This is a genomic window from Pirellulales bacterium (assembly GCA_019694455.1).
Classification (GTDB): Bacteria; Planctomycetota; Planctomycetia; order Pirellulales; family JAEUIK01; genus JAIBBY01.
The window spans coordinates 1-17,876 of sequence record JAIBBY010000072.1; the positions used below are offsets into that span (position 1 = coordinate 1).

Annotated in this window: 16 protein-coding genes and 1 tRNA gene; 8 read left to right on the forward strand and 9 right to left on the reverse strand. The window is 63.5% G+C overall.

Annotated elements, in window-relative coordinates; genetic code table 11:
* The coding region (locus tag K1X71_19360; protein MBX7075306.1) for a CoA transferase at positions 1–335 on the forward strand (335 nt) is incomplete at its 5' end.
* 10 nt (positions 336–345) lie between these two features.
* Here the strand turns inward: K1X71_19360 and K1X71_19365 are convergent.
* From K1X71_19365 to K1X71_19385, 5 genes are all read right to left on the reverse strand, one after another.
* Positions 346–1,527 (reverse strand): hypothetical protein, encoded by a 1,182-nt coding sequence (locus K1X71_19365; protein ID MBX7075307.1) that lies wholly within the window; start codon positions 1,525–1,527, stop codon positions 346–348.
* 188 nt (positions 1,528–1,715) lie between these two features.
* Positions 1,716–2,318 carry an ATP-dependent Clp endopeptidase proteolytic subunit ClpP gene (gene clpP, locus K1X71_19370; protein MBX7075308.1) on the reverse strand — a complete coding sequence of 201 codons (603 nt, stop codon included), beginning with the start codon at positions 2,316–2,318 and terminating at the stop codon, positions 1,716–1,718.
* A gap of 132 nt (positions 2,319–2,450) precedes the next feature.
* Entirely contained in the window at positions 2,451–3,086 is a 636-nt protein-coding gene (locus K1X71_19375) for an ATP-dependent Clp protease proteolytic subunit (protein MBX7075309.1), read from the reverse strand.
* An 84-nt stretch (positions 3,087–3,170) separates the two neighbouring features.
* A complete protein-coding gene (gene tig / locus K1X71_19380) occupies positions 3,171–4,673 on the reverse strand; it encodes a trigger factor (protein ID MBX7075310.1) in 1,503 nt (500 codons plus the stop codon).
* 131 nt (positions 4,674–4,804) lie between these two features.
* A tRNA-Gly gene (locus tag K1X71_19385) sits at positions 4,805–4,877 on the reverse strand.
* A gap of 339 nt (positions 4,878–5,216) precedes the next feature.
* Here K1X71_19385 and K1X71_19390 point away from each other — a divergent pair.
* A complete protein-coding gene (locus tag K1X71_19390; protein MBX7075311.1) occupies positions 5,217–8,684 on the forward strand; it encodes an FHA domain-containing protein in 3,468 nt (1,155 codons plus the stop codon).
* 11 nt (positions 8,685–8,695) lie between these two features.
* On the opposite strand, the gene K1X71_19395 is transcribed toward K1X71_19390, so the two are convergent.
* From K1X71_19395 to rplM, 3 genes are all read right to left on the reverse strand, one after another.
* Positions 8,696–9,550 carry an FkbM family methyltransferase gene (locus K1X71_19395; protein MBX7075312.1) on the reverse strand — a complete coding sequence of 285 codons (855 nt, stop codon included), beginning with the start codon at positions 9,548–9,550 and terminating at the stop codon, positions 8,696–8,698.
* 191 nt (positions 9,551–9,741) lie between these two features.
* The gene (gene rpsI / locus K1X71_19400) at positions 9,742–10,167 is read right to left on the reverse strand and encodes a 30S ribosomal protein S9 (GenBank protein MBX7075313.1); all 426 of its coding nucleotides are present in this window, start codon (positions 10,165–10,167) and stop codon (positions 9,742–9,744) included.
* Between the two features lie 46 nt (positions 10,168–10,213).
* Entirely contained in the window at positions 10,214–10,696 is a 483-nt protein-coding gene (gene rplM, locus K1X71_19405) for a 50S ribosomal protein L13 (GenBank protein MBX7075314.1), read from the reverse strand.
* A gap of 272 nt (positions 10,697–10,968) precedes the next feature.
* On the opposite strand from rplM, the gene K1X71_19410 reads away from it, so the two are divergent.
* The 3 genes from K1X71_19410 to K1X71_19420 all read left to right on the forward strand — a co-directional run bounded on the left by K1X71_19410 (position 10,969) and on the right by K1X71_19420 (position 13,656).
* Positions 10,969–11,382 carry a DoxX family protein gene (locus K1X71_19410; GenBank protein MBX7075315.1) on the forward strand — a complete coding sequence of 138 codons (414 nt, stop codon included), beginning with the start codon at positions 10,969–10,971 and terminating at the stop codon, positions 11,380–11,382.
* A gap of 336 nt (positions 11,383–11,718) precedes the next feature.
* Entirely contained in the window at positions 11,719–12,123 is a 405-nt protein-coding gene (locus K1X71_19415) for a hypothetical protein (protein MBX7075316.1), read from the forward strand.
* A 189-nt stretch (positions 12,124–12,312) separates the two neighbouring features.
* Positions 12,313–13,656: a tetratricopeptide repeat protein gene (locus K1X71_19420; protein MBX7075317.1), complete on the forward strand. Its 1,344-nt coding sequence runs from the start codon at positions 12,313–12,315 to the stop codon at positions 13,654–13,656.
* Positions 13,657–13,750: 94 nt separating this feature from the next.
* On the opposite strand, the gene K1X71_19425 is transcribed toward K1X71_19420, so the two are convergent.
* Positions 13,751–14,125: a hypothetical protein gene (locus K1X71_19425; protein ID MBX7075318.1), complete on the reverse strand. Its 375-nt coding sequence runs from the start codon at positions 14,123–14,125 to the stop codon at positions 13,751–13,753.
* A gap of 655 nt (positions 14,126–14,780) precedes the next feature.
* Between K1X71_19425 and K1X71_19430 the strand changes: the two genes are divergently transcribed.
* From K1X71_19430 to K1X71_19440, 3 genes are all read left to right on the forward strand, one after another.
* A complete protein-coding gene (locus tag K1X71_19430) occupies positions 14,781–15,476 on the forward strand; it encodes a DedA family protein (GenBank protein MBX7075319.1) in 696 nt (231 codons plus the stop codon).
* A 115-nt stretch (positions 15,477–15,591) separates the two neighbouring features.
* Positions 15,592–17,565 (forward strand): VWA domain-containing protein, encoded by a 1,974-nt coding sequence (locus tag K1X71_19435; GenBank protein MBX7075320.1) that lies wholly within the window; start codon positions 15,592–15,594, stop codon positions 17,563–17,565.
* Between the two features lie 96 nt (positions 17,566–17,661).
* Positions 17,662–17,876, forward strand: a 215-nt coding sequence (locus K1X71_19440) for a hypothetical protein (GenBank protein MBX7075321.1), incomplete at its 3' end; no start/stop codon positions are given.

The following is a 17,876-nucleotide window of genomic DNA, read 5'->3' on the forward strand; positions in this document are numbered from 1 at the left end:
AAATCAGCGTGGGGGCGCTGGAGCCCAAGTTCTGGCAGGCGGTGCTGGCGGTGCTGGGGCTGACTGAACTGGCGAACGACAATCATCTGTTGGGGCCCGACGCGGAACGAATCGCGGCGCGGCTGGCCGAGGTGTTCGCCACGCGGATGCGGGACGAGTGGGCCGCCGCGTTCGCCGCGGTCGACGCCTGCGTGGAGCCGGTGCTCTCGTTCAGCGAGACACGGCGGCACCCGCAGTGGCAGGCGCGCGAGAGCTTTGAGCGCCTGCCGACGCCCGATGGCCGCGAAATTTTGACGCCGAAGATGCCCGGATCGCTGGCCGGGTTTGGGCAGTAAGAAGCTGTGTTTATCGCCGGCGCGATCGGCCTGGTTGAGTGGTCGTGCGCGAGTTGGCGGCCGGCGCGCGTTCGGCGTGGCGCGGCACGTATTCCGACACGATGCGCTCCGGCTCGCCCGCTGGGTGGCCGGTGGCTGGACCTGCTGCTTCCGTGGCGCGCGGCGCGGTCTCGGCAACGGTGTCATCAGGATCGCCTGCGGCGGGCATCGATTGACCAGCTTCGGCCGCAGCGGACAGTTTGACGCGGATCGACTTGTCGGTGATGTACTCCTGCCCGTCCGACAAAGTGATGCGGGCAAAGAGCATCAGATCGGAGTTTTTCGGAGGCGCGCTCGACCACGGCAGGGCGAAGTGAAAGCCCTCGCCCAACGGGGTTTTTTTGAAGTGCCGGGCCGCTTCTTCGGCGGTGAAGTCCCAGCGCGCGATCCGCGCTCGCGGACCTTCCTGGGCCGGATCGAGCACCACGATCGAAACGGCGGCGGGCAGTTCGACCACCTGGCGCGCCTTGTTGCGCGGCTCGATCACCACCATCACGCCATCGTCCCCCGGCCGGCCATCACGGTCATGCCCGCCGGTGAGCCGGCTGTTCAGCGCGATCTCGACGATGTTGGCGCTTTGCAGCGGCGCGGCGGCGCGTGTCGCGGTCGGGGAGATGAGCATTCGCGGCTCTTCGAGCGTGGGGCCGGGCGAGGATTCCAGCGGCAGTTCGGCGGGCTCAGGCTCAGCCTGCGTCTCAATCGGGCCGGGGACCGGCTCCGGCGATGACGTTTCTGGCAAGATGCCTTCCGGCCGGTCGGGGCTAGGAGGCAGGATCGTCGGCGGCTTGTAAGGGGGCGCGTCTTCCAGATCGTCGGCCGGCAGGCTGGGCCGGGGCGCGGTGTCGCCGCCGCCGGGGAGTCGATCGGTGGGCGCGCCCAACTCGGCGCGGGGGGCGCGACTGGTTCCGCCGCCGCGCTGGCGGCTGAAATCGTCGCTGCCGGGCCCATCTCCCAGATCTCGGCGGAGAGCGGCATTTTCGCGATGGGCCGAATCGAGCTGCGCGCAAGTTTCGCGCAGTTGATCCTCCAGGCAATAGATGCGGTCCTCGAGGTGACGGTTTTCGCGTTCCAGCGGCTCGGTGATGCGACCCGCGCGGCACCCGCACGACAGGAGCAAACAAAGCACCCAGAGCGTCTTTCGCCAGCCGTCCATGGTTGGCCTCGCGCTTGTAATTAAGTTATTGGTTGAAGTCGCCGGGCGAGCAAACGGCGGGAGCCGCCCGCTACCCGGCGATGTTCTCGAATCCGTTCGTTGGTTGGAAGGCCGTCGCGGGCGACGCGCCATCGGGTTTGCGTGGCTCGTCTGGGCGCGAGCCAACTGGTTCGATCTTGGTTGACTGCTTACTTGCTGGCGACCACTGGCTCCATTCGCTCGATCACGCGGTCGATCAGCGAGTACTCCATCGCCTCCTCGGCGGTCATGAAGCGATCGCGGTCGGTGTCTTGCTCGATCTTTTCAATGGCGTGCCCGGTGTGCTTGATCAGGATCTGGTTGAGCCGCTGCTTGACTTTGCGGAACTCCTTGGCGTGGATCAAAATTTCCTCCGCAGTGCCTTCCATGCCGGCCAGCGGCTGATGGATCATGATCCGCGCGTTCGGCAGGGCGAAGCGCTTGCCCGCCTCGCCTGCGGTGAGCAGCACGGCGCCCATCGAGGCGGCCTGCCCGATGCAGTAGGTGGCCACGTCGCAGGTGACGAACTGCATGGTGTCGTAGATGGCTAATCCGGCGGTGACGCTGCCGCCGGGGCTGTTGATGTAGAGGTGAATGTCGGACTTGGGATCTTCCGATTGCAGAAACAACAGTTGCGCGACGATCGAGTTGGCGACTTCGTCGTTGACCTGGCTGCCGAGGAAGATGATGCGGTCCTTGAGCAGGCGACTGTAAATGTCCATCGCCCGCTCTTCGCGGCCGCTTTTTTCGATGACGAATGGAATCAAAGGCACGGCGTCACTGCTCCGTCGAGTGGGGATGGCGCCCGGCGAAGGGCATTTGCGTTAGGGGCGAAACGATTCGCCGGCTCCTGGCGTCTGGATGCGAAACGGGTTGGCGGCCACTTATGACTTGTCGTCCTCTTGCTACTTGTCCTTGTCGTCGTCGTCTGCCGACAGGGGGGGCCGGGTCAGAATCTCGTCGACGAGTTGATATTCTTTGGCCTCGGCCGCAGTCATGTAATAGTCACGGTCGGTGTCTTTCGCGATGCGCTCGATTGGTTGACCGGTATGGTCGGCCAGCACGCGATTGAGCACGTCGCGCGTCTTGAAAATCTCGTTGGCCTGAATCTCGATGTCGGAGACCTGTCCGCCCACCTGGCCCCACGGCTGATGGATCATCACCTTGGCGTTGGGCAGGGCATAGCGCTTGCCTTTGGTGCCGCCGGCCAAGAGTACCGCGGCGCCGCTGGCGGCAAGGCCCACGCAGTAGGTGGCCACGGGACAGGTGAGGATCTGCATGGTGTCGTACATGGCCAGGGTGGCCGTGACGCTACCGCCGGGGCTATTGAGGTAGAAGTGAATGTCCTTGCGGCGATTTTCGCTCTGCAGGTAGAGCAACTTCATCACGATCTCGTTGGCGTTGCCGTCGTGAATTTCGCCTTGTAGGAAGATAATGCGATTTTCGAGCAGCAAATCGCCGAGCGTCAGCGATCGCTGTCGTTGATATTCACGGTAGGCCGCCCGGGGGTCGACCGGGCTGGACCCAGTGAACTGATTCATAACGAGGTTCCTTAAGACTCAAGCGTTACGCGCGCCGCGCCGACCATCCTTGGCGGGCGCCCGTGCCGGTTGCGATCGATCGTGTTAGCCGCGCTGCTCGCTGGCGCGAGCGGGCTTGGCTTCGTCGGGATATTCGGCCTCGGGAATGTTCGACTCCTCTTCGTCACCGCCAGCGGCCGCTTGATCGATGGCCTCGGCGTGAGACGGTTCCAACTCAAACGCGACATCCTTGAACTTGGCGCTGGACAAGATGAGCTCGATGACCTTCCGCTCGACGATCTGATTTCGCAAGGTGTCCATCAGCCCCTGCTTTTCCAGTTGAGCGCGAACGCGGCGGACGCTCTCGCCGCTTTGGGCGGCAATGAGGGTGATCTCGTGATCGTAGTCGGCGGGCTCGTCCTCAATTTTTTGATCTTCGGCGATGCGCTCGAGGATGAAGTGCTCTTTGAGCGACTTGGCGGTGGAGGCGAGGCTGTTCTGCCGCAGTTCGTTCTCGTGAGCGCGAATCTGATCGTCTTGGAAGCCGCTGCGGCGCAGTTCGAGGATCGAGCGCTGCAGTTCGCGGCCCGATTGCCGCCGCAGCAGATCGGGAGGCAGGTCCCAATCGGCCGACACGGTGAGCTGCGCCAGCACCTGCTCGCGAGCGCGCTGTTGCTGATGGTATTCGAGCTGACGAACCAGCGTCTGGCGAATCTCGACTTGCAGATCGTCGATGGTCTTGAAGCCGCCCAGGTCGTCGAGCAATTCCGGCGTTAGCTCTGGCGCTTCGAGCCGCTTGACCTCATGCACCTGAAAGACGGCGGTGACGGTCTTGCCGCGCAAGGCCTCGTTGGGGGCGTCGGCGCTGATTTTGGCCTCGGCCTCGCGCGTTTCGCCCGCCTTGACCCCCTTCATCAGCTTGTCGAACTTTTCGAGCTTGCCATCGCGGAAGCTGAGCACGGGGCGAATGCGGATCACCTCCTCGTCGCTCTCGGAGAGCAGCTCGTCGCCGTTCTTGAAGCTGAGCTTGGTGGCGATGAAGTCGCCGGGCTTGGCGGCGTCGTCCACGGGGACCAGTCGCCCGCGGCGCTCCAGGATTTTTTGGAGCTGATCCTGCACATCGGCGTCGCTGAATGCGCGGGTGGGGCGCTCGATTGACAGACCTTGCCACTTGGGCAGTTCGAACTCGGGGCGAACCTCGATATCGAACTCAAAGACCAGCGGGCCATCTTCGGGGACTTCGACCGCCATGGGATCGAGGTCGGGCTCGCTGATTGCGGCCAGCTTTTGGTCGTCGGTGATTTGGGTGAGGCTGTCCATGATCAGGGAACCCTTCACCTGATCGACGACATCCTTGCGAAAGCGATGCTCGATGAGCTTGCGCGGCGCGCGGCCAGGGCGGAAGCCCGGCACGGCGGCGCTTGGCATGAGATCGCTGAACGCCTTATCGAAATAGCGTTCGATGTCTTCGCGGGCGACGGTGACCGTCACATGGCGCTCGCAGGCGCTCTTAGTGTCGATCTTGACGTCGAGATTGAGCTTTTGTGGCTCTTGCTGCGCCTCGTCATCGACGGTGCCCACGTTTTGTTCCGAATCCTCACGAGCCATACTTGTGTGCCTTCACAACCGGTGCGCGGCCTGGGGCGATCTTCGCCCCCGCTGGAGAGTTTGGACCGAACGGGGGGCCGCTGGCCGCGCGCTTGCTTTGAGTCCTGTTTCCCCCCCGGAAACAACAAAAGAGCGGGTGATGGGATTCGAACCCACGACAACCACGTTGGCAACGTGGTGCTCTACCAACTGAGCTACACCCGCCCATTGCATCTGGCCAACGCGGAAGGCGCAAACAGACATACTGCCGGCGCTTGCCGCGGTGACCGGAATCTTCGGATTATAGGGGCGCGATGGCGATTCGCAAGGGCAGTTGCGCCGCGCGCGTCGCGTGCAACAAACTTATGCGCCCACTGGCTTTGGAGTCAAGCTAGTGGCCGATTTGCGAGCGGGCAAGCGGCGGCATAAGTGGCCCGGTTCGCGGGCTGCCGGCAATGCCTAAATTGTTTGCTGTCATTCGCTTCTAGCGCTATAGTAAAAAGTTGCCTCACTTCTCACCGCCGCATCGGCCAGCTCGCGCCGTTGTCCAGCCGAGTCAACTTCATGCAAGCAAAACTCGTTGTCGTCTCCGGGCGCGCCAATCGCCGGGAGATCACTTTGAAGTTGCCCCTTTCCGTGGGGCGATCGAAAGATCAAAAACTCGCCATTTTGCACCCGACGGTCAGCCGCAAGCATTGCGAGTTGTTCGAGCGCGATGGTGTGCTCTATGTGCGCGACGATGGCTCGGCCAACGGCACCTTTGTCGGCGAGTCGCGCGTGCAGGGCGAGATGGCTGTGCGGCCGGGGCAACGTTTGACGATTGGTCCCTTGGTGTTCGAGGCGGTGTATCAGGCCGCGCCAGTCGACGCCTCGCTGGCACAGACCTTGCCGGGAGACGATCTGGCGGCATTGGCCGCCGCCGACGCGCTTGCCGAGACGCCGGGCGACGACACTTTGGTGGCGCCAGCGGCCCATTTGGCAATCGACGATTTGGCGCTCGATGATGTGAGCGGGGATGACCTGTTGCTCGACTTTGACGCTCCCGCCGAGAAGCCTGCTAAGACGCCGGCAGCGTCAAACGACGACAACCTGCTGGGGCTCGACGATGATTTTGATCTGTCGCTCGGGGAGCCCGAAGCGCCCGTGGCCAGCGCGAAACCGCTTGCGGCGCCCGCCGAGCCGGACGCGCTAGCGCTCGGTGATGTTGGCGCAGACGACTTGGCGCTCGATTTCGACGCGGTTGATGAAGAGCCCGCCGCCGCGCTCGCGCCGCCCATGCCACCGGCAGTCGGCGACGACGATCTGCTGGCGCTTGATGATGACTTTGGTTTGTCGCTCGACGAGCCAGAGTCGCCCGCGGTCAATGCAGCGCCGCCAACACCGCAACCCGAGCCAGAAGAACTGGCGCTCGAGGAAATAGGGGATGTTGAGCCAGCGCCGCCAATGGCAGAGGTGGGCGGAGGCGAATTGGCGCTCGACGAAGACGATCTGAGCATCGACTTCGACGACGACGAACTGAGCCGGGCGGTGGCGCAGGAACTAAAGTCCGCGCCGGAGCCGAGCGCGCCTGTTAACGAGCCAAAACAAGATTCCAGCGATAATTGGCTGCCGCTTGATTTGCTGGACGAAACCGCGTCCGACAGCGAAGAGTTGGCGCTGGAGGACTCGCAGAGCGAGTTTTCGCCTGATAGCGAAGAAGCCGCGCCGATCGTTGCCGACAATGTGCCCGATGGCGGCGATGACCTGATGCTGGAGCTCGGCGACGATTTTTCGCTCGATGACGAGCTTGATGTCGCCGGGCCAGTCGAAACAACGCCTGAGCAGAAGTCGAACGACGCGGGGCCGAGCGCGATGCTGCCGGTCGATCTGGTGGACGACCCCGAGTTGACACTGGACGACGATTTGCCGCTACCGCTTGCGCCGCCTGCCGCGGCGGCGTTGCTAGAGGCGCCGGACTCCACGAGCGAGGACACTGAGGGGGCGGACGAGCAGCCGGGCATCGCACAGGAGGAAGAATCGTTGGCCAGCCTGGAAATGGATCTGGACAACGACGCGCTAGCGCTCGACGACGCCTTGGCGCTTGATTTGGACACCGACGCGCCGTTGGACCTGGAGCCGAGCGCTGTGCCCCCGGCGGCGCTGCCGCTGGAACCAATTGCTGATCTCGATTTGGAGCCGATTGCGGACGAGTTGGCTATTGCCGACGAGTTGGCAATCGAGCCGTTCGACGCGGCGCCTGATGGCGCGCCGGAGCCGACGGATTTCCCGATGGATGATCTGGCGCCCTTGGCGCCTTTGGACGAATTGGAACCGCTGGCCGAGTTGGAGTCGCCCGAGGACGAGTCGGCGCTGACGATCAGCGACATGGACGAGCCAACGCCGCTCGACACGCTAGCGCCGCCGGTGATCGAGGACCTGACGCCTTTGGCGCCGCTCGACGAACTAGAGCCGCTCACGTCAATCGACGAGCCATTGGCCGAATTCGAGACGGATGAACTCGATTTGGATTCGCCGCTGACGCCGCAAGCATCGTTGGTCGAGCCAGAGTTGACGCTGCTGCCGGCGCCCGATGAGGTTGTCAAAGACGAGACATTGGCGCCGCTGGAGCTAGTGGACGAGCTAGACCTCGATCTCGGAGTCGAAGAGGCGGGCGAGCCATTGGCGCTCGAGTCGATCGACGAAAACCCGCCGATCGCGCTGGAGCCATCGACCACTTTCGAGCCAGAATTTGAACTGGAGCAAGAGCCGGCCGAGTTAGAGCCGCTGCAGGCAGTCTTGCCGGCGGCTGCCGACGACGACGCCGAGTTCGCGGCGCTCGAGGCGCTGGGGCTCGACGACTCGCCGCCGCCGACCGAATTGAAATCGATTGAAGAGTTTCAGGAGTTTGAGCCCGAGGCAAATGCCACAGTGGCCGACTCGCCGGATGTAGCGGCCGACTTGGATGACGGCATCGAACTGGGGGGCATCAGCGATTTGGACGATATCGGCCAGCTTGATCTCGACCAACCGCGCGAGTCACTCGATCTGCCAAGCGACCTACCTGACGACGACGCGCGGGCGTTGTCGCCAGGCGATGCCGATATTGTGCTGGAAGATGATTTGTCAGCAGCGGTATCGGCAGGCGCTGAGCCGACGATCAATGGGCCGCCCGCTGCCTTGGCCGCGATCGACAGCGAGCCGGCTGTTGCGGCAGTGGAAGCGATCGAGGCGCCGCAGAAAGCGAAGCGGTCGCTGTTTGGCTTCTTGTCGCTCAAGCGCAAGCCGAAGCCGCCGAAGCCAGCCAAGCAGGGGAAATCGAAGCCGGCCGCGCCAGCGGCGGCGGAGGCGCCAATCGTCGCCTTGGAGGAGGCGGCGGTTGCAACGCCATTGAAAGAAAAGGGGCCGGCGCACAGCGGTCCCGTGGCGCCGTTGACTTACTCGCAGGAGGCGGAGGATTTCATTTTCTCCACGCTCGACGATGGTGAGCGTCCGGCGCCACCGGCCGAGGCGGCGCCGCTCGTCGATGATATGGAAATTAGCTTTGACGAACCGCTGAATCTGGATGAACCCGAGGCGATGGCGTCGGCCATTGAGCCGACCGACAACACGGCAATCGAAATGACTGCGGGCGGCGCGACGCCAGCCGCCGAGCAAGTGGCAGTGGTCGCGGCGCCTGCCAAGCCGACGTTTTGGCAGCGGCTGATTGCGGCGCTAAAGATCAAGAGCAGGCCGCGCAAGCCAAAGGCGCCGAAGGCGCCCAAACCACCGAAGGCTGCCAAGGCGGCCAAACCGGAGAAGCCGAGCAAGAAGAAAGCCAAGCCGAGGGCGATTGAAGAGTCGGCGCTGGACATTCCGTCGCCCTATTTCGGCAATGAAGCAGACGACGCCCCGGCCCCGTTGCCGATGGAAGAGCCCGCATCGCTGGGCCAGTCGGACGACGGGCTGCCCGACTTCGATTTCGAGCCGGCGGAGCCGGTGTCGAAGAACGGCGCACATGCCGCGCACAACAAGCAGCTATCGGAAGCCGACCTCGACGATCTGTTGAATCCGTAGCCGCCCGACCGTCAGGCGCTGGCGCGAAGGAGCGCCGCCGCGCGCTCGCTGGGCACGAAGGCGACAGTCTGGCGCCGCGCCGCGATGAAAAAGTGGCGACCGGCGTCGTTCAACTCCTCGATTTCATACCCGCGCTCGACAAGCCATGCGCGCACCTGGCCGTGGGCGCTGGCGCTGCCGTGCAGTTCGATGGCCAAGGTGGCGCGTGGGCTGGCGCGTAGCGTGCGCTCGGCCCCTTGCAGGGCGGCTAGTTCCGCCCCTTCGACATCGAACTTGAGATAATCGATCGACGCGATGCCAAGATCGGCCAGCAGATCGTCGAGCCGGCGCTGCGCGACGACGACTTGCCGGTCGAGCCGGGCGGCCGTTGCGCGCTGGGGATCGAGGGTGGCTGTGGAGCGTTCTATGCCGAAGCGCAGCACGGCCTCGCCCGTGTCGGCCGCCAGCGCGCAGCGGCATAAATGGGCCCGCGGATAGCCATTGAGCCGCACGTTATAGGCAAGTAGCGTCATGTTCTCGGGCAGTGGCTCGATCGCCACGATCAGCCCGGTGGGGCCAACGGCCTGGGCCAGTTCGAGCGTGTGCCGACCGATGTAGGCGCCGGCGTCGATGGCCACGGCGCCCGACGGCGGCAGCCAGCGGCGCAGGGCGGCTTCGTAATCGGGCCGGACGCAGAGCAGGTCGTCATAGGAAAAGAGCCGCGCGCGCAGGCGCAGGCCGCGCACCGTGAGCGTGCCTTGCAGTCGATTCAGGACGGGCACGCAGCGGCCAAGCTTCCACAACCGCAGCGCCAAAGCGCAGACGGCGCGTTGACCTAGATTGGCGCCGCGGCGGGCCAGCACGCGCTGGAGCAATGAATCGAGCATGGCGTCCCTGCCTTGAATTGAGTTGAATGCGAGCCGGTGAGGAGCAATCGCGGATTCTGATAGCGTGCGCAGAGTGTACCCCGAACGCGCCGCGCCAAGTCAATTGCAGATTGGCAAAAAGAAAGAACGCCACGGTCCGTAGGGGGCCATGGCGTTCTGTGTGTTGTGTATTGGACGCAGCGAAGCGGCGATTAACGCTTCGAGAACTGCGTGCCGCGGCGGGCGCCGCGGAGTCCGTACTTCTTGCGTTCTTTCATGCGTCCGTCGCGGGTGAGCAATTGCTTGTCGCGCAGGGCGGGCTGATTTTCGGGGTTCAGCGCGATCAGGGCGCGGGCGATGCCCAGCTTGATGGCGCCGGCCTGCGAGGCGATGCCGCCGCCATGCACCTTGACCGACACATCCACCTTGCCCTGCTGGCCAGTCTCTTCCAGCGGGGCCATAACGTCGGCGCGGTCACGCTCGTTTTGGAAGTAATTGTCCAGGGCGCGCTCGTTGATGATGATGGCGCCACTGCCCGGTCGCAGGCGGACGCGGGCGACGGAGGTCTTGCGACGCCCGGTGCCGAGGCTGTCGGCGGAGGCTTTGGCGGGCGTTTTGGCCGAAGTGGCGGTGCTCATCGGTCGGTGATCCTAATGCCGTTTGCGGGTGGCTGGTGGTGACTTGTCAGGCGGTGGCGCCGGTCTTGCGAACCCGCGCGCCTTTGACGCCCAACTCTGCGGGCTGCGGATTTTGCGCCTGATGCGGGTGCTGGTCGCCGGCGTACACCTTGAGCTTGCTCAGCATCTTGGTCGCCAGCTTGTTCTTGGGGAGCATGCGGCGAACCGCTTCCTGGATAATCAGTTCCGGCTTTTTGGCGAAGCGGTCGCCGGCGGTCTCTTGGCGCAGTCCCGGATAGTAGGTGGTCCAGGTGTAGCGCTTTTGGTTCCACTTGTTGCCGGTGAAGCGGATCTTGTCGGCGTTGATGACAACGACAAAGTCGCCGGTGTCGACGTGCGGGGTGTATTCGGGGCGATGCTTGCCCATCAGCCGCATGGCGATATCGCTGGCCAGGCGGCCCACGATCTTGTCGTTGGCGTCGACGAGCCACCAGTTTTGCTCGACCTCGCCGGGCTTGGCCATGTAGCTCTTGTTCGTTTTGACAGCCATGACAGTTGCGTTGGGCTCGGAGTGGTGTCTGTGCGGAAACGGCCCGAAGGCCGGATGAATTATGGACTTAGCCCAAGAGATTCGCCTGGGAACCCCAAGGGGAATCAAGAAGAATAACGGTTGTCGGCGGCGCGATCAAGGGTGGGTCAGCGGCGAAACCAGGGGCGAGCGGAGCCCGTAGTTCGCGTTAAACGTGGGCTGCGGTGGTCAACGACGGTTATCATCTAGACCGCACATTTGACAGATAACCGCCACTTTCTGGGAGGACTGGTATGAGCGACCGCGGACAGCGCGACCTGACGATCGTTCATCCGGCCATCGGCATGGTCGGGCGGGTGCTGTTCACGCTGATTTTCTTCGCCTCGGGTATCACCCATTTCACCGATTTGGCGGGCTATGTGTCGCTGATGCCGGCGGCGATCCCCGGCCGGGCCTTTTGGGTGATTGTGTCGGGCATCGTGGAACTGTGCGGCGCGGCGATGATTTTGTGCAATTGGCGGCCGCGCTTGGGCGGCTGGCTGATTGTGCTGTTTCTTGTGCCGGTGACGATCGTGGTTCACGGCGCCGGGATCGTGAATACCGAGGACGCGCGGATGGCGCAGATACAGACGTCGTTCTTCTTGAAGGGCATGACGATGACCGGCGCGGCGCTACTGATCACGCAGTTGGGAGTGCGGCGAGAGTAACGGCGCTTGGCAAGGCGCCGCTAGCGCGCGGGCCGTCAGCAAGAGCAAGCAGCACGGCGTCAAACACAAACACGGGACTCGCATTTCAACCTCGTCGATTCATTCAAACTGGCAATTGCCATCGAGTTAGCAAAAGCGGAACGCTGGTACGGTTTACGCGTCCTTGCTCACAGTTGACACGCGCAAATTGTCGGGTTCAACTAATATTCCCCGCCAGAAGCCTGCCTTAGCTTGCTGTGCCCGCCTCGTGAATTTCTCGTTGAGATTGACCCCTGGGGGTCGTCACGCGCGCGGGCTCTGGCCCTGGATTGACCTATCCCCGTGGAGACAGACGTTATGAAGAAGGTTGTGAGCCTCGCGCTAGTGATGACCGTGGTGTTGGCCTCGGTGTTGTGGGTCGCCGTGCCATCGGCGCAAGCGATTCCGCCGTTCAAGAAGGAGTTCGAGGCGAAGTATCTCAAGAAGGACTCCACCGATCCGAAGGATGTGGCGCTGGTCGAAGCGGTGGCCAAGGTGAAGTGCAACGTGTGCCATAAGGGCAAGGACAAGAAGATGCGCAACGCCTATGGCGACGCGCTGGCCGAGTTGTTGGACAAGAAGGCGGACGCCAAGAACCCGGAGAAGATCCAGGAGGCGCTCGACAAGGTGGCGGGCATGCACAGCGTGGCTGGCGATTCGGCTTCGCCGACCTTCGGCGACTTGCTCAAGGAAGGCAAACTGCCGTCGAACGACACCGAGTAATCGCGACCGTCGTTACAACCATTGCCAACGGGCCGGGCCGCAAGCGCGTCTCGGCCCGTTTTCGTAAATTGGCGCGCAACGCGCTGGTCGCGCGGCGACATGGTTGGGCAGGAGCTGTTTGCAACGGCCGCTCGATTGTGACAGATTGAAGCGTTGTCGTGTTGATTGTCCACAGAGCGAGAAACTTTCATGATCGTATCGCTGCCGCGCTGGGTGTTGTGGGTTGTGCCGCTATGCGTCGCGCTGTCAGTGGCCGGCGAACTGGTAGCCGCGCCGATCTCGTCGGAAACGGTGTTGGCGCAGCCCAAAGGCAAGAAGTATCCGGAGGTCGACGCCGCGGTGGCGAAGTTCACGTCGGGCAATCTGCAGGAGGCGCGTCAGGAATTTGAAGTCGCGCGGATGCGACATCCCGAGCTGTCGTCGGCTGAGGTGATGTTGGCGCGGTTGTTCTTCGCTACGGGGCGCGTGGCGAACGGGCGCGTGGAATTGGAGCAAGCGCTCGCCAAGGCGCCGGACGACGCTGAGGCGTACGACCTGTTGGGCAACTTGGCGCTGGCGGACCGGCGGTACACCGAGGCGGGCATGCTCTACGACAAAGTGGCCGCGCTGGCCGCGGCGCTGGACGACAAGTCGCCGCGCAAGAGCGAATTGGCGCTGCGCGCCGAGGCGGGCTTGGCCACCGTGGCGGAGTCGCGCAAGAACTGGGTTGAGGCGCAAAAGCACCTGACGGCATGGATCGCGCTCGACGCCAAGGATTATCGGCCGCGCGTGCGGATGGGACAGGCGCTGTTCCAAGCCGACAAATCGCAGGAGGCGTATCAGGAGTTTCAGGCAGCGGCGAAGTTGAGCGATCAGGCGCCGACGCCGGAGATCATGATGGGCCGGCTGTATCAGCAAAAAGAAGACAAGACCAAGGCGGCGGAATGGATGAAACTGGCGCTGGAACGGGCGCCACAAGATCCCGAGGTGCAGGTCGGTTTGGCGGAGTGGAACTGGGAGCAGGGCCAGCTTGATGCGGCCAAATTACACGCCGACGAAGCCTTGAAGCTCAAGCCCGACATGATCGAAGCCAAGGTGATTCGCGGGCTGGTGGCGCGCTTTCAAAAGGACTATCTCGAAGCGGAGAAGCAGTTTCAGTCGGCGCACCTGTTGTCGCCGGCCAACTTTACGGCGGCAAATCAGTTGGCGCTGGTGCTGGCGGAGCAGGACGACGAGGGCAAGCTGCGCCGCGCTCGCGAGTTGGGCGAGTTGAACGTGAGGCAATATCCCAACAATACCGAGGCGGCGGCCGCTTTGGCGGGCATCTATTTCAAGGTGGGACGTACCGACGACGCCGCGCAACTGTTGCAGGCGGTGGCCAATGCGGGGGCCATGAGTGGTGACGCGGCCTACGTCATGGGGCAGATTTTGGCGGCCCGCAACAACAAAGAAGAAGCGATGCGGCTATTGCGCGCGGCGCTCGACGCGCGGGGCCCGTTCGCCAATCGCGAGGCGGCGCAAGCGCTCTACGACAAGCTGAGCAAGAAGTCGTAGCCTTTGTCATCCGCCGCAGCGTAAAAAATGCCGGCCCGCGGGGCATGAGCCCGGCAGGCCGGCGTTTTCGTTTTTTGTCCGCGTGGCCGATGGACTACGGACCGATATCGCCTGGGTTTCTTGCGAGAAAATCGCGCGGTCCGCGTGTGGTGTAGTAGGGATAGGCGACCTGTCCAACCGGCGGGCCAGGAGGGCCTTGCGGTCCGGCGTAGCTTTCGCCGCCGCCACCGTGGCGTCGGGCGCAGTCGCTGCAGCCGGGCACGGGGTCGTAGCCGCCACCATCGTAGGCGCCGCCGCCATAGGTGCAGGAGTCGCCACAACTGCCGCAGGATCCGCAGTCGCCATAGGGTCCGCAGCCGCCGCCGCGCCACCGTCCGCAGGGGCAATGGAACAGGTGATCGATAATGCAGCAGCCGGTGCTCGATCCGATCGCCATGAGCAATAGCGCCGCGACAAAGAGTCGTTTCATGGTTTGCTTCCTTGCTTGGCCGACCTGGTAGTTTTTTCCCGTAGTTGCCGCGGGCCGTTGATCGGCTTCAACTGGCCGCGGACGGGTGTTGGTTTTTACTTTCCCCCCGAGCGGGTCTTTGCCAGCCCGGCCTGCCTGGCGCCGCTAGCGCCCGTGAAAGTCGCGCTGGCGGCCCCCCATTTGGTAATCGGGCGGCGTAACCGGCAAACTCCACAAAATCGGTATATCCGGGCGCGGAGTTGGTGCGGATCGCTAGCTCGTGACCCACCAAAAAAGCCAATAAAGGCCAACCAGCAGGTCGCCGTACTGCTGCTGCCAGATGGCAAGTTCGCTCACGGCGGTCGCGCAAGTCGCTATGGCGCGCTGAAAATAGAGGAGCATATCGCTGACCCTTGAAACCGCAGGTGGCGCGGCCAGTTGGGTAAGGCAAGATCGCGGGCCGCTAAGGTCAAGGCGGAGGGGGACGCGGCTTGTTACACTGCGATGACGAGCTGGAGCGGGCCGCGTTTTTGGTCAATCAAAAGCTTGGCCCGGCCATGTCCGCGACAAATCCGGCTGAATCGCGATTGCGATCCGCGCCAAATGCCGCTGTTTGTCGGCGGGCTGGCGGGTAGAATCGTACGTCCACCGCGCACCACGCCACCCCCCGCAAGCAATGCTGGACCTGCTGTTTAGCAACATCTCCTACGTCGGAATCATCGCGCTGTTGATTGCCGGCGTGGTGCTGCCGATTCCCGAAGAACTGGTCGTTATCGCGGCTGGGCTTGCCGCGTCGTACGACCAGCTCAACCCTTGGCTGGCGTTTGCGGCTTGCCTGTTCGGCGCGCTGACGGGCGATTGCCTGCTGTATCTGCTGGGCTACCACTTCGGCCACGGCATCTTGCGGGAAACGCGCTGGTTTGGGCGTTTTTTGCGACCCGAGCGAGAGTTGCGCGTCGAGCGGATGATTCGGCAGCATGGCGTGAAGGTGCTGTTTGGCGCGCGGTTTTTGGTCGGTTTGCGTTCGACGGCCTATCTGGCGGCCGGCATCTTGCGCATGCCGTTTCGGCGATTCCTGCTGGCCGATATTTTCACCGCCACCACGGTGATCGGCGTGGTGTTTGGGCTGAGCTACGCCTACGCCTGGCGGTTGGGTGAGTTGCGGCTGATGGACATGGTTCAAGACGCCGAACAGGCGATCACCGCAATCGTGGCCGTCACGGTCATTGGGCTGGTGGCTTACTATTGGCGCCGGCACAAGCAGCGGGTCGCCCGCATCAAACTGAAGCAAGAGCGGCGGGCGAACCGGCGAACAGAAGCTTTTCAGCCAAACGATGATCTGACCAATCGAGAGTCGAAAACACCGGTCTGACCGTCGACAACGGGGCCGGTTCAGCGACGAATTGGCTTTGAATTGACCCTCAAGCGGGCGCCGCGGGCAGTTATAATCAAGGTCGTAGCGAAAAACTGACCAGGTGTCTGCCCTGATGTTGCGCGCATTCGGCAAATGGTGGCCGCATCGCGAAGCGAGTCCAACCGACCCGCTAGCGCCAGCGGTTGATAGCGAAAAGGGCGAGGCGTCGCCGGCCGATACTTGGTGGCGTCGGCCGCAGGGCGCGTTGCCGAGCGTGACCAGCGTGTTTTTGCATCTGACGGCCCTGGCCCTCTTCGCGCAGCTCACCATCTCTGGTTACCCGCAGCCTTTGGTGCGCGAGTTTGAAGCAGCGGTGAATGAGGAGCCGCCGGCGCCGATTGATCAACCGCCCACCGATTTGGCGATTGCCGAGCCATCGGACGAGCGCCGCGAGAGCCTCTTTGCGGCTGAGGCGTACTCGGTGGCGGCCACCGCCGGCGCCGATCCACTGGTCGAAACAATGCTCACGCCAACCGTGGTCGCCGCGTCCGATGTGCGCGTGCCCGAGGTGAAGATGGACGACCTGGCGATTGTCGAGGGATTGGAGGTGGACGATCTGATCGTGCGGCGCGGCAGCGCCGGCGAAGAAGTGGCGTCGGTCGAAGGGGCGGTGGACCGCATCACGCATGAGATCGTGTCCAATCTGGAGCACGGCAAGCTGCTTGTGGTGTGGCTGATGGACGCGTCGATCAGCTTGGTGGACGAGCATGAGGCGGTCGCCGGCCGCTTGGAGCGCATTTACAGCGAGTTGGGCGAACTCGGCAGTTTGCAGGGCGATCTGTTGGTGAACGCCGTGGTGAGCTTTGGCATGGAGACTAAAATTCTGGTGCCCCCCACCAACGAAGCGGACAAGATCGTCGGCGCGATCCGCAAAATTCCGGTGGACGACACCGGAGTGGAGAACGTTTTTTCGGCGGTGCTGACCAGTCTCGATCAGTTCAAGTCGCTGCGCAATCGGCAGGATCGCCGTATCATGCTCGTCATTTGCACCGACGAATCGGGCGACGACTACTCGCGGCTGGAGGAGTCGATCAAGCTGTGTCAGCGGTTGTCGGTGCCGGTGTTCACCGTGGGCCCTTCGGCCATGTTTGGCCGGCAGAAGGGGATTCACCAGTACAAGCATCCCGACGACGGCAAAATGTATCCGATCGAAGTGGATCGCGGTCCCGACACGGCGCGCTACGAGCTATTGCGTTTGCCGTATTGGTTCGACGGACCGCAGCACGATCGGATGTCGGCGGGCATTGGTCCGTTCGCGCTCACGCGGTTGGCGGTGGAGAGCGGCGGGGTTTACTTTATTAGCGACGCGGCCGGAGACCAGTCGCCCTTTTCGCTCGACGCCATGCGCCGCTACATGCCGGAGTATGTGAGCGCTGGGCAGTACATGCGGGAAGTGCGCGACAGCAAGCTGCGACAAGCGATCTTGAACGCGGTGGATGTGACCTTGGCGCGGGAGGCGAAGGGAACCCCGCGACTGGAGTTCGAGCCGACGGGCGAGAATTTTCAAGATCAACTGCGCGAGGCGCAGCAGACAGTGGCTTTTAACAGCATCATCGTCCAGGCGGCGCTAGTGGGGTTTGGCGCCAAGGGACTGGAAAGCGAGTACGAGCAGGAAGACTCGCCGCGTTGGCAGGCCTGGTACGACCTGACGTATGGGCGTCTGCTGGCCATGCAGTTGCGCTGCGCGGAGTACAACTTCACCTGCGCGGAGATGAAGGGCAAAGGGGCCGATTTTGTGGACACCAAGAGCAACCGCTGGACATTCCGGCCGGCGGAGCATTACCGCTCGGGCGCCGCGGCGGGCAAACAGGCGGAAGAGGCGCGCCGACTCTTGAACCGCTGCGTGGAGCAAAACCCCGGAACGCCATGGGCGGCGCTGGCCGAGCGCGAGTTGGCGCACCCGTTTGGATTTGAGATCGACGAGCGGTTTGTGCCGCGCCCCGAGCAGCAGGTGGGGGGCGGCCCGAACGTGATGCCAACCGGGCGCCGCGTGGAGCAACTGCGCGAGCTCGAGCGGCGTCAACCGCCGGCGCTGCCCAAACTATAGGGCGCCAGTCTGCTTACTGGCATCGTTCGGCGGCTTCGACGAGATTTGAGGGCGGCCCTTTTCTAGTTGTGCTCACGGGCGGACAATAAGGGTCCCATGTCCGTCGAAATCAAAGCACCGCCGTCGCCGCTGGAACTCCCTGTGCTCGGGGCGCCGCGCTTTGGCGCGGGAAGCTTGGCGCGGCCGGACGCCAGCGCGCGCGCGCCGCGAGGCGCCAATCAGCCATTGCCGGCCACACGCGAAGAAATGGCTGCTCGCGGTTGGGAGTGGGTCGACGTGGTGTTTGGGACCGGCGACGCCTATATCGACCA